Here is a 12,210-nt window from a genome sequence, read left to right on the forward strand (position 1 = left end):
TTCGCATTTACGCCCGTGCCGGAACCCGGGAGGGGGCAGCGTCCGTTCCTTACCCGCCGTCGGCGGGACAGGCGGCGCGCTTTGCCGGGGGCTCGGGCCGGCCGGACAGCGCTGCCGTGCCCCGGCGGCGATGCGTATCCCGCAGCGGGGGTTCGCCGAACTCCCGCTTGTACTCCCGGGTGAACTGGGTGATGCTCTCGTATCCCACCTTGAAGGCCGCCGCCGAGGCCCGCTCGTTTTCAAACAGCATGAGGCGCTGTGCTTCATACAGCCGCAGCTGCTTCTGATATTGCAACGGACTGAGCCCCGTGAGCAGCTTGAAGCAGCGATGCAGATTGGCCGTCGACATGTTGACCTGACGCGCCAGCGTGGCGATACGCAGCGTGGTTCTGTAGTTCCGGCGGATCCATTCGACCGCCTGCATGGCCTGATGGTTCTGCGTTCCCAGGGTGTTCAGCCGCCGCAGGATATGGCCGTGCGGACTGATCAACAGCAGATAATGCAATTCGCGCAGCATCATGGGCGCGCGAAGAGCTATCTGCTCCGGCTTTTCCAGCAGCTCGATGAGGCGGAGGAACATCTCCAGAATATCGGGATGGGTATCCGCAACGGATACGCCGGTCATCTCGTCCGTTCCCGCCTCAGTCCCCCGGGGCATCTCCGCCGTCAGCGCGGCCAGCAGCGGCTTGTCCAGATAGCAGTAGCAGAAGAGGAAGGGCTCCTCCGGCGTCGGGCCCTCCACATACGAGGAAATGGGCATATCCACGGCGGCCACGATGCTCTGGCTGGCGGAATAGACATATTCCCGACCGCCCATGTACGAATGCTTCGTGCCCTGCACCACCAGCCCCACCAGCGGCTTTTCAAAGCATTTTTCGGGTGTGCCCGTCTCCTCGCGCCGCGCAAGGCTAAAGCCCTCGATGGCCGTGGGCAGGATGCCGGGCCGCGGCAGATAGTGCAGGAGCTTTTCCCTGATGCGGGCATTCAGGCGGCTTGCGCGATCAAAATCATCCGGCATGCTTGTCATCTCCTCGACGCATTGGGCGTGTATGACGCGCTTTCCGTACGGAGCCGCGCGCCTTTCCGGTGAGCGTCCGCCATCCTACCCGACTTGACCGCAACAGTCGAGACGCCGCGCCGGCCGCCTGTCCCACCCGGCCCGCAGCGCCTGTCAGCCCGACCCGCATCCCTCGCGCATTTTGCCGCCGTCCGGCCAGCACAGGCGGGAAATGTGTACTATGCAATACATATCATATTGAAATATAATGGAAAATTTAAATAGTGCATATATATAAAAAACTATATCAAAAGAAGGTTTCTTTCCACGACCACGAGCTGCCGTCGCATCGGCAGAGGATGGCTATCATGGATGTCTTTCTTGCCGCATGCAAAAAAATTTTCGGCTGCGCCATGCTGTTCAGCCTGTTCATCAACATCCTGCGGCTGACGTTTTCCATCCACATGCTTCAGGTCTACGACAGGGTGCTGACAAGCTGCAATGTGTCCACGCTTGTCGTCATCGCCCTTGCAGCCGTGGTGGCGCTGATGACGCTGGCTGTCCTGGAATGGATACGCTCCCGCCTGCTTATCCGCACCGGAGTGGAATTTGAGCGCATGCTGAGCTTTCCCGTGCTGGACGCCGAATTGCGCATGGCTTCGGCGCTGCATAAGCGACCGGATCAGGGAGAGATACGCGGTGTGCAGACCTTGCGTGGCAGATTGTCAAACGAAAGTTGACACAAAGAAGACCCCGTCTTCCCCTCCCTCTCACCTGCGCACGCAAAGCGGGGCGGCCTTGCGGCCACCCCGCTGGATTATCCTGAACAGAAGCGGTGCATTCCCGCCTCAGGCTGTACGCTCATGCGGCCGCCACCCTTGCCGGCGGCCGCCGCACCACATTACCGGGAGCTTTCCGGCACGCCGTAGTCCCGTTCCGCCGCATTGATGACGGCGCGTACCCGCCTGCGGGCCTCTTCCGACAGCGGTTCCGGCCGCCACTCGGCAAGCAGCTTTCTGGCCGCCTCCAGCGCCCGCGCTTCCATATCGAGCGATCCCGCCTCCTTCCAGCGGTCGCGCGTCAGCCGGTCGATAAGTTTGGGCTTCGACTGGATGTGCATATTCTCGAAGGTATTCATGTGGGAGAGGAAATCCCCGCGCGGACCGACCTCCTTGATCACGTCCACGGACAGGGTCTCGTCGTTCACCACGATACCGTCCATGCTATACAGCATCATCTCCGCCATTTCCGCGTCCATCAAGAGCTGGCTGTAGCTGATGGTCATCCCCATCTCCAGCATGCCGAGACCGTAAATGATGTTGGCACCTGCCAGCATCGGCAGCAGTCCGGTCAGCGTCTTTTCATGGCCGCTCTGGGCATCGCCGCACTTGCTGTCCCCCTAGCCGCCCGCTGCCCAGGAGGGCAGCTTGTAGTAGCGGGCCATGCAGGCGACGCCGGCGTTGAGCATGGCAAGTTCCGGCGTGCCCACCACCGCCGCGCCGTAGCGCAGGTCCATGGCTGTGGAGGAGCTTCCGTAAATGAATTTGGCCCCCTTGCGCGTGACCTGCGAAAGCACCAGACCCGCCAGCGCCTCGCAATTATGCACCACCAGCGCCCCGGCCAGGTTGACCGGCGTGGAACCGCCGGCCATGCCCATGGACAGCACGTTGACGATGGCCCCGTTGCGGGCGGCCACCATGATGACTTCGCAGACGTCGCCGGTGAGCTTCAGCGGGCTGATGGGGCAGGTGTTGAAGGTCACCGGGCAGCGGTTGGCGAAGTCCTCCTCGCCCACCACGGCCCTGGCCATGTCGATCATGTACTGGGTCAGTTTGCCGTTGCCGCCGCCGGTGAACACATGCTTGGTGGTGTTCATTAGCAGGGCTTCATAATTGTGCAGCTCGGCCACGGCTTCGGGATAATCCTGCGCCCCGGCCATGCGCTCGCATACCGGTATGACGTCCAGCGCATCCACGAGCCGCGTCAGATCCTCCACGTCCTTCTTGGTGGAATTGCGCAGTTCGCCGCTTTCCGGGTCCACGATATAGACGGCTTCGCCGAAGTTGGTGAAGACAACCCGCCTCCCGTCCATCATCACATCCCTGTCCGGCGTGCGCCCCGGCAGCGTCAGCACCTCGGGCGCACTGGCCACGGCCTCAGCCACCAGCCATTGCGGGATGCGTACCAGATCCTCGTCATAGACGCTGGCGCCCGCCTGTACGAGCAGCTCGCGCGCCTCCGGCGAGCCGATGAGCACGCCTGTGGTCTCGAGGATCTCAAGGGTAGCCCGATGGATGGCGTCCATCTCGTCCTGCGTGAACATGTTGAGACGCAATCCGCCGCTGGCAAGGCTACCGGCCTGTTTCCAGCGTTGTGCCATGTGAGCCTCCTTTTTTCGAGCCTGTCTGCCGGGACCAGGGACTGGATGCCGGCCTTTGTTCTTTGATATATGTGATAGAAAAAAATTTCAATCAAAAATATTTTTGATTTATTTTTTTCTCTGACCTTTATGTTATGTGAAAAAAATATTTTTTTAAAGTAAATAATTTCAGCATATTATATAAAAGCACCAAAAACACCCCTTACATACGCTTGCTTCCGTTTTGGGCAATTGATATATCAAAAAAAATAAAAAAATATCTCATGGAAAAGGAGGTATCCGCGTGGCAAGCCCCCCCCACAGCAAATCGTCCCGCCGCCAGCATGGCAAGGACGTTACGACATCCGTCAACGGCAGACGTCCCGGCGCAGCGGCGGGCATGCCGCAACCCGCAGCACGCTCAGGAGAAAATATGCATACCGTGACCAGCGCCCGGAAACCAGGCCTGTTCGGCCTCGTCGATCATAAGTTGTTCTGGCCCTCCCTGTTGGTGTTCATCGCCATCCTGATCTTTGCCCTTGTCGCCCCGGCGACGTGCGGCGCCTTCTTTGCCTCCATCCAGCAATTCGTCCTGACCAATTTCAGCTGGCTTATCCTTGCCGTCGGCGCGGCGGCCATCCTGTTCTCCCTCTGGATGCTGCTGAACAGGCCCTTCGGCCAGATCCGGCTGGGCGGAAAGGACTGCAAACCCGAATTTTCCTTTTACGCCTGGGTCAGCATGCTGTTCTGTGCCGGCCTGGGGACAGGTTTCGTCATTTTCGGGGCGGCTGAACCGCTGTACCACCTCTACAGCGCCCCGACCATTATCGACGCCGTGCCCGAGGCCATCCGCCTTGCCGTGGTCAACTGGGGACTTTTCGGCTGGCCGCTGTTCTGCACGGCGGGCTGGGCCATAGGCTATGCCGCCTACCGCTACAAGAAGCCCCTGCGTACCTCCACCGGCCTGTACGGCATCCTTGGTGAACGCTGCAACGACACCCTGATCAGCAAGATTGTTGACGTGCTGGCCGGCGTGGCCATGATGATCGGCCTGGGCGTGGCCTCCATCACCTTTGCCCTCAAGCTGCTTTTCGGCATCGAGCTCGGCCCTGTTGGGCAGTTTGCCGTCATGCTGGGCCTCATCGTCATCTATATCCTCAGTTCCGCGTCGGGCATCGCCAAGGGCATGCGCCTGTTCAGCGAATCCACCGGCTATCTTGCCCTCTTTCTGCTGGTGGCTGTGCTCTTCCTCGGCAATACGCCCATCACCTACTCGCTGAACATGCTGTTGCAGGTCACGGGCGAATTTCTGTTCCGCCTGCCGCAAAACCTCTTCTGGGCCGACGCCACCCAGATCGCTCCCCGTCCCTGGTCGGGGACCTGGTTCATCTTCTACATCCTCTGGAACATGTCCTATGTGCCCTTTACCGGCGGCTTCATCGCGCGCATCTCGCGTGGCCGCACCATGCGGGAATTCGTCTTCGGAACGGCCATCGTCCCCATCATCATGTGCCTGCTGTGGTTCACCATCTGGGGCAGCAACGCCTGTTTCGAACAGCTCTCCGGCTATCAGCCCATGTGGCAGGTGGTGAAGGAAAATCCCGAGCAGGCGCTGTACATGCTGCTCGGTTCCTTCCCCTTCGGCTCCGTGCTCTGCTTCGTTGCCTTCATCTGCTTCTGCGGCTTCGCCATCACCACCGCTGACGCCGCCTCGCACTTCATCGCGCGGCAGGTGGCTCCGGGCGAAGAGCACTCCAGCCTCGCCATGCGCGTTCTCTGGGGCTGCGTCATCGGCATGACCGGCATCATCTTCCAGGTGAGCGGCGGATTTTCGGCCATCAAGTCGCTGGCCATCTCCGGCGGGACGCTCTTCGTCCTCGTTATGATCGCCTACATTATCTCCATCTGGCGTATGATGCATGCCGACTTTCCCACCAGCGAAGGCCGTTCCTGATCACGAAAAACTGCAACAACCGACGCAGCCAGCGTACGGGAGGGAAACGTAATGAGGTACTTCAACAGGGAATTCAAGGTACTGACGGATCAGCAGCTCGAGCGAGTCCATGCGCTGACGCTGGAGGTCCTGGAGCGCAAGGGCGTCCTCTTCCATTCGGAGGCGGCCCGTGCCCTGCTGGCACGCCACGGGGCACGGGTGGACGGAGAATGCATCCGCCTTTCCCCTTCGCAGGTGGAAGCGGCTCTGGCGCAATGCCCGCCGCGTTTCCTCTGGCAGGCGCGCGACAGCCGGAAGAGCCTGCTGGTCGGCGACGGACAGGACGGCGTACTGGTCATGCAGGATCACGGGCCGGTTTTCGTGCAGGAGCGCAGCGGCACGCGGCGGCTGGGCACGCTCGACGATGTCGTCAACTTCTACAAGCTGGGCCAGACAAGCTCCGTGACCCGCATCGTGGGGCAGTGCACCGTCGATCCGCATGAACTGGACGACTCGCCCGCCAAACACACGCGCATCACCCATGAACTGCTGCGGTACACGGACAAGCCCATCCTCTCCTGGCCGCAGATGAGCGACCGGGCCACGCAGGATATTTTCCGCATGGTGGAGATGGTCATGGGCGAGGGGTATCTTGCCCGCAACCACTTCCTGACGGCATCGGTCTGTGCGCTCTCGCCCCTGCAATATGCGCAGGAATCCGCGGACACCATCATCGCCTATGCCCGGGCCGGTCAGCCCGTCCTCCTGCTCACCGCGCCCATGAACGGCGTCAGCGCGCCCATCGGCGACGTGGCCTCCCTGGTCATGCAGAATGCCGAGATCCTCGCGGGGCTCGTCCTGGCGCAGGTCGTCACGCCGGGCATCCCCGTCATCTACGGCATCGGGACCTATGCTTCCGACCTGCGCACCGGCGCTTTCGTCACCGGCTCGCCGGACTCCAAACTGGTCGACAGGGCGGCCTTGCAACTGGCGCAGACGCTCTACCGCCTGCCCACCCGCTTCATGGCGGGCAATACCGATGCCAAGATCCCCGACATCCAGGCCGGCTACGAGACCATGCAGAACTATGTCCTGCTGCTCATGGGCGGGACGCACATGATCAACGAATGCCTCGGCATCCTTGACGGCATGATGGCCGTTTCCTACGAAAAGTACATCATCGACGAAGAGATGCTGCGCAGGACGGACCGCATGATGCGCGGCCTCGACACTGGCGAGACCGCCTTCGACATCAGCGACCTGCTGGATTCCCCGCACGGCGAGTCCTTCCTCATGCGGGAAAGCACGCTGGCCGCCTGCGGCAGGCAGTGGCTGCCGGATGTGGCCTGCTGGAGCGGCTACGACGCCTGGGAAGCCGACGGCAGGCCGGACATCCTGGACCGGGCGGCCGAACTGTGCGCCCGCCGTCTTCAGGATGCCCCGGACGACCTGCTGGGCAGTGATCTGAACCGGGCGCTGACCGCCTTTACGGAAAAGTCCTCCGTCGCCTGAACGATATGACGCCCTCCTTATGCCGGACTCCTCCCGCGGCTTTGCCACGGGAGGAGTCCTTTTTGCGTCCGACCCGGGACGGACAAAGGAGCGATGGCGGGGAGAAGCGGGAGGATGGGCCTCAGCCCCGCACGCTGTCCGCCAGCATGCGGCGCAACGTGGTTCGTGCCGCCGCCAGGCGGGGGTCCTCCGGCGCGCGCGGCTGCGGGAGCGGCGGGACATATGAGGCCGTGATCCCCCTGCCTGCCGCGAGGACATGCACCGTATCCGCCAGCCGGCAGGCCTCGTCCACGTCATGGCTGACCAGCAGCATGGTCTGTCCGCTTTGCGCTCGCAGATCCAGTAGCAGACGCTGCATGCGGCCCCGCGTCAACGCATCCAGCGCGGCAAAGGGCTCGTCCAGCAGCAGGAGGCGCGGCCGCAGGGCAAGGGCGCGAGCCAGCGCCGCCCGCTGCCGCATGCCGCCGGACAGGGCCGACGGCAGCGCCTTCGCCTTTTCGGCAAGGCCGACGGCGTCCAGCAGGCGGGCGACCCTCTCCCGCCGTTCGGCGGCGGGCAGCCCGGCGGCCCGCAGGCCGAATCCCACGTTTTCCGCCACGCTGAGCCAGGGAAAGAGCGTATCCTCCTGAAAGAGCAGCAAGCGTTCCGGCCCGGGCCCGGCGCAGGGCCGGCCGTCCAGCAGGATGTCGCCGCCGTCCGGCGGCAGCAGGCCCGCCAGCAGACGCAGCAGCGTGGTCTTGCCGCAGCCGCTTTCGCCGATGAGGACCGTCAGACTGCCCGGCGCAAGACAAAGATCCGTCGGCGGCAATATCGTTTGCCCGGCAAAGGACTTGTGGAGGGAACGGCAGACCAGCAGAGACATCAGCGCACCATCCCGGGCAGACGGCGCAACAGCAGGAGGAGCACCCGGTCGCAGGCGGCGCCGAGGCAGGCGATGCAGACGATGCCGCAGATCAGCAGGTCCGCCTGACCGTTCATGCGCGCATCCATGATGCGTGCCCCAAGTCCGTCGGGAACGCCGGTCAGCTCGCCCAGCACAAGGTAGGCGAAGCTGAAGCCCAGCGCCACCCGCAGGCCGGCGGCCAGCTGCGGCATGGCCCAGGGCAGGACGACGCGCCGGAACACGGCGGCACGAGACAGGCCGAGCATCCGTCCGGTCGCCGTCAGGCTGGACGGCACGGAGGCCGCTCCGGCGGCCGCGCTGAAATAGACCGGGAAAAAGGCCGCCAGCGCGATAAGCGTCACTGTGGCCACAAAGCCGATGCCGCACCAGAGGATGACCAGCGGCAGCCAGCTTATGCCCGGGACGGCCCGGATGCCGTTCAGGCTTGGGGCGAGCAGGCGCTCCGCCCATGCGCAGCGGCCCGCCAGCAGGCCCAGCGGGATGGCCGGGATCGCCGCCAGCGCGTAGCCGCAGGCCACCCGGCCGAGGCTGGCGGCGGCATCCGGCCAGAAGCAGCCGCTCCAGCCGGCGTTTTTCGTGGTATTCATGCCCAGATAGGCGGTCAGCGTCTCCAGTACGCGCCAGGGCGACGGCAGCAGCCAGTCCGGTACGAGGGCCAGACCGCAGACGCCGGCCCAGCCCCCGAGCAGCAGCAGGGGCAGCAGCCAGGGCAGCAGATGGATCGCCGTCCAGCGCATGGATCAGCGCGCCTTTGGGGCCGGAGCGTCGGTGGACGGCGCTCGCAGGGCATCCACGAACCGGGTATCGACCAGTCCGGCATAGTCCGGTTCCCGCGTGATGAGCCCCAGCGCCTTCATGCGCGCCCCCAGCGCGGCCAGCCGCCACAGGAAGCGTGCGTCCATGTCCCAGGTCAGTTCCATATTGGGCGCGGCCTGGGTCAGCAGGTCCTCTTCCAGGCCGGTCAGCCGGGCGGCGGCGGCCAGCCAGCGCCGCGAATCCGCGCGCAGGCGCTCCGTGGCCCGCTTGTGCGCGGCCACCATGCGCTGTACCCGCGCCGGATCACGGGCAATGAGCTCCCTGTGTACCAGCAGGCCGCTGTTGATGGTACCGATGCTGTCGTCAAAGTAGGGATAGGCCAGGATGCGTCCCACGCCCCGCCGCACGGCCTGCGTGGGCAGCGGCTCGCCGGACAGGTAGGCGTCCGCGTCGCCGCGGGCCAGGGCCGTATTCATATCAAAAAAATCCACGCGCAGGAGCCGCACATCCCGCTCCGCATCCAGTCCGTGCCGGCGCAGCAGCTCCCGCAAGAGCACCTCATGCATGGTCCCCGGCACATAGGCGATGCGCTTGCCGCGCAATTGTTCCGGCGTATGTATGCCGCTGTCTCTGCCCACCACCAGCGCCGAACACTTGCCGCACAACGAGGCCACGAGCACCACCGGCTCGCCGCGCGCGGCGGCCTGGATGGCCAGCGCGAGCGTGGTCCCGGTCATGTCCAGACTGCCCGCCAGCAGGGCGGCCTTCTGGTCGGCGGGGTTGGTGAAGGGAAAAACGCGCACCGTGACGTCGTTCCCCGCAACGTCGGCAAAGGCGTACGGCTGGATGGTCTGCGCGGTCTTCCAGGTGCCCAGCCGCCAGGTCTCCGCCCGTGCCCCCACCGCCGTCGCCAGCAGAAAGAGCGCGCAGACGAACGCGGCAAGGCCGGACTGCAACAGGCGACCGGATATCACGTCCGCCTCCCTTCCGCGCTGCCGCCGGAGAGGCCGCAGGCCGCGGCCGCCAGCATGACCGCCGTGCCCAGCTGGAGGGGATCGTGCCAGACGCGCTCCGGCACAGGGGCGCATCCCAGCCAGGGACAGGGCACGCAGGGCGCGCTGATGCAGGCTCCGGCGGCAAGGTGCTGCCGGGGGAAACAGGCATCCGTGGGAGAGGCGTCCAGCAGACAGAAAAAGGGCGCCAGCCCGTCCAGCTCCCGGGGCGTGATCCCGCGGCACTGGGGGATGTCCGCCGCGCGGGCCTGCGCCCGGCCCGCGACCGTATCGCAGAGCGTGACGGCAAAGCCCTGCCCGGCAAGCCAGGCGGCGGCGGACGTGCCCACCGGCCCCGCGCCCAGTACCAGCACCCGGCGCTCGAGGTCGTGGCGTTCCGCCATGCCGCACAGGGCGGCGGCAAAGCCGCGTCCGGTGGCCCAGCCGTTCTCGGCGCTGTGGCCGCTGCGGACATGCTCGGCAAGATAGGTGGCGTCATCCGCCCAGAGCAAAACGTCGCACGCCCCGGCCCGCGCCTGGGCAAAGCCTTCATCATCGGGCGGCAGCACCACGGCGGCGCTGCCCAGCGCCCGCGCCGTGGCCGCCAACAGCCCGGCAAAACCCGGGATGCGGCCCTCGCCGCTGCTCACAGGCACCACGCCCACCCGCACGGCGGCAAGCGCCCGGCGCACCGCGTCAGGCGGCAGATCCAGCGCCCGCGCACAGACCTCCTCAAGACCGCAGCCCACCGTCCGCCGCAGGCGCGCGGCATAGGCCCCCCAGTCGTCAGCCTGACCGGCCAGATCGCTTTCACAAAGTCGGGTCATGCTCTCCCCCTTGTACGGTTGCGGCACGGCCAGGATATTCCCCTGGCCTGCCGCGGCGCACGAAAAACCGCCGCCTCATGCCGTCCTCATGTCCGCCGTGCTGAAAACGGATCTCAGCCGGCGGTCGTGACGTATTCCAGCGCCGCCTCCCGCCGCTCCTCGAGTTCCGCCGCGCTGTCTGCCGCCAGCAGCAGCACGCCCGCCCAGTCGCCCGAGCGCAGGTCGCCGCCCAGCAGCATGCCTTCCGTGCCGGGGATGCCGTCCACAAGGCGCAGCGGCCCCACCTGCGTCAGCGAGTGTTCGCCGGGGAAGCGCAGTTCGCCGCTCCGGCGCGCCACATGGAGATAGGCCGCCGGACGGGGGGCGGCACGACCGGCGGCGGGCATACGCGGCAGGAAGCAGGACGCCAGCTCCTCGGCCAGATTGCGGCCCGTGGAAAGCCAGACCGTCAGCGGCGTCTGGCTGGGGAAACGCGCGTCGATCTCCAGCACGCGCCAGCCGTCGGGCGCGGCGACCACTTCCACATCCATGAGCCCGTGCAGCGCCAGCCCTTCGGCCAGGCGCCGCAGCTCATCAGCGACGGCAGCCGCCATATCCGGCTCATCCACCGGGGCAAGGACGCCGCGACAGTCAAAAACATCGTCAAGCAACAGCTCGGTAAACTGGGATGTCCTGTAGTTGCCCGGCGTACCGCAGATCTCCAGCGAGAACTGGCGCCCGGGGCAATAGGATTCCACGATCCAGCCGGGCGTATGCAGGCCCTGCGGCAGACAGGCGGACAACTCGGCTGCGTCATGCAGCAGATGCACGCCCCGGCTGCCGCTGCCTGCGGACGGCTTGGCGATCAGGGGGTAGCGCATAGGGGCGTCGGGGCGCGCCGGCCGGGGGATGGGCGTACCGCAGCGCTCGAAGAGATCCCGGCTGAGCAGCTTGCTGCTGCTGACGGCATACGCCGCCGGGTCGAAGGCCAGCGGTACGCCGATGCGCGCACAGGCCGTACCGAGGGCCGCCAGCGCCGGATCGTCCTCCAGAGCCGGAAAGACCAGGTCCACGCCTTCCAGCACCCGGACGAGGGAAGCGGCCATGCCGTCCGGCCCGGAGGCATCCGTCACATCGGCACACAGGAACTCGTCCGCAAGCTGGCGGGCCGGAGGCTGCGGACGACGGTCCAGCAGGAGTGTCCGCCAGCCGGCCTGACGGGCCAGCAAACAGAGTTCCACCCCCTGGAGCCCGCCCCCGATGACGGCTACCCGCATGCGTGTCCCTCCTGCCGTCCTTCGCCGGCGGCCAGCGCCTGGCGACGGCTTTCCAGCCAGCGGGCGTAGTCCGCCGCCGTGGCCATCTCCATGCCCATGCCGTCCAGCACGCGCCGGACGGCCGCCACACTGCGCCGCGCATCGTCGATATCCAGCTCCCGGGTCGCCACGCCGGCAAAGCCGCAGCCGGACGGTACGATGGACGTGACCACATTGGCCCCGGCCATCAGGCGCATACGCAGGCCCGCCAGACCGTCCACATCCAGCGAGGCGGGCACGAGCCGGTCCGGCATGAGCAGGCGCATGGCGGCGATGGCGCGCAGCTCGTGCGTCCGCCGGCCATCCGTCGCACCTTGTCCGGCCGCGCCTTGTTCAGGCACGGGCAGCGTGCAGGCATGCGGCACATAGCTCATGGCCCGCACCTGCGACAGCGGTTCGTCCCGCATGGCCAGCAGGGAGGCCGCCAGTTCGTCCGCCGTCTCGCCCAGTCCCGTCAGCAGGCCGTCTTCCACCAGCAGGCCGGTCGCGGCGGCATCCAGCCGCGCCTGACGGCGACGGTCGAAGTCCTGCCCGAGGCGCAGCCGGGCAAAACGCCGCTGATCATGCGTTTCCTGATAGCAGGCGTACCAGTCCGCCCCCGCCTGCCGCAGCCGGGAGAGCTGCGCCGCCGTGAT

The 12,210-nt window shown here is 65.8% G+C and carries 9 protein-coding genes and 2 pseudogenes; 3 read left to right on the forward strand and 8 right to left on the reverse strand.

The features are described 5' to 3' along the window. Window positions 1-49 precede the first annotated feature (49 nt). Entirely contained in the window at window positions 50-1,018 is a 969-nt protein-coding gene (locus Q0J54_RS03640; RefSeq protein ID WP_296304041.1) for an AraC family transcriptional regulator, read from the reverse strand. 347 nt (window positions 1,019-1,365) lie between these two features. Between Q0J54_RS03640 and Q0J54_RS03645 the strand changes: the two genes are divergently transcribed. Continuing rightward, on the forward strand, window positions 1,366-1,737 hold the full coding sequence (locus Q0J54_RS03645; RefSeq protein ID WP_296304042.1) for a hypothetical protein: 372 nt from the start codon (window positions 1,366-1,368) through the stop codon (window positions 1,735-1,737). 161 nt (window positions 1,738-1,898) lie between these two features. Here the strand turns inward: Q0J54_RS03645 and Q0J54_RS03650 are convergent. After that, a pseudogene (locus Q0J54_RS03650) lies at window positions 1,899-3,446 on the reverse strand (trimethylamine methyltransferase family protein). Window positions 3,447-3,789: 343 nt separating this feature from the next. On the opposite strand from Q0J54_RS03650, the gene Q0J54_RS03655 reads away from it, so the two are divergent. Then, a complete protein-coding gene (locus Q0J54_RS03655; RefSeq protein WP_296304043.1) occupies window positions 3,790-5,310 on the forward strand; it encodes a BCCT family transporter in 1,521 nt (506 codons plus the stop codon). Between the two features lie 51 nt (window positions 5,311-5,361). Beyond that, window positions 5,362-6,801 (forward strand): trimethylamine methyltransferase family protein, encoded by a 1,440-nt coding sequence (locus Q0J54_RS03660; RefSeq protein WP_296304044.1) that lies wholly within the window; start codon window positions 5,362-5,364, stop codon window positions 6,799-6,801. Window positions 6,802-6,922: 121 nt separating this feature from the next. On the opposite strand, the gene Q0J54_RS03665 is transcribed toward Q0J54_RS03660, so the two are convergent. From Q0J54_RS03665 to Q0J54_RS03690, 6 genes and pseudogenes are all read right to left on the reverse strand, one after another. Further along, window positions 6,923-7,663 (reverse strand): ABC transporter ATP-binding protein, encoded by a 741-nt coding sequence (locus tag Q0J54_RS03665; RefSeq protein WP_296304045.1) that lies wholly within the window; start codon window positions 7,661-7,663, stop codon window positions 6,923-6,925. Further along, window positions 7,663-8,442 carry an ABC transporter permease gene (locus Q0J54_RS03670; RefSeq protein WP_296304047.1) on the reverse strand — a complete coding sequence of 260 codons (780 nt, stop codon included), beginning with the start codon at window positions 8,440-8,442 and terminating at the stop codon, window positions 7,663-7,665. The genes Q0J54_RS03665 and Q0J54_RS03670 overlap by 1 nt, the downstream gene beginning before the upstream one ends. 3 nt (window positions 8,443-8,445) lie before the next feature. Further along, window positions 8,446-9,435 carry an ABC transporter substrate-binding protein gene (locus Q0J54_RS03675; protein WP_296304048.1) on the reverse strand — a complete coding sequence of 330 codons (990 nt, stop codon included), beginning with the start codon at window positions 9,433-9,435 and terminating at the stop codon, window positions 8,446-8,448. Further along, window positions 9,432-10,280, reverse strand: a complete 849-nt coding sequence (locus Q0J54_RS03680; protein ID WP_296304049.1) for a 3-methylornithyl-N6-L-lysine dehydrogenase PylD — start codon at window positions 10,278-10,280, stop codon at window positions 9,432-9,434. The genes Q0J54_RS03675 and Q0J54_RS03680 overlap by 4 nt, the downstream gene beginning before the upstream one ends. 113 nt (window positions 10,281-10,393) lie before the next feature. Beyond that, window positions 10,394-11,536 (reverse strand): 3-methylornithine--L-lysine ligase PylC, encoded by a 1,143-nt coding sequence (gene pylC / locus Q0J54_RS03685; protein WP_296304050.1) that lies wholly within the window; start codon window positions 11,534-11,536, stop codon window positions 10,394-10,396. Beyond that, window positions 11,527-12,210 (reverse strand): annotated as a pseudogene (locus Q0J54_RS03690) (methylornithine synthase PylB); the annotation flags it as partial. The pseudogene Q0J54_RS03690 and the gene pylC, both read right to left, overlap by 10 nt.

This window comes from uncultured Desulfovibrio sp. (assembly GCF_944324935.1).
GTDB lineage: Bacteria > Desulfobacterota > Desulfovibrionia > Desulfovibrionales > Desulfovibrionaceae > Desulfovibrio.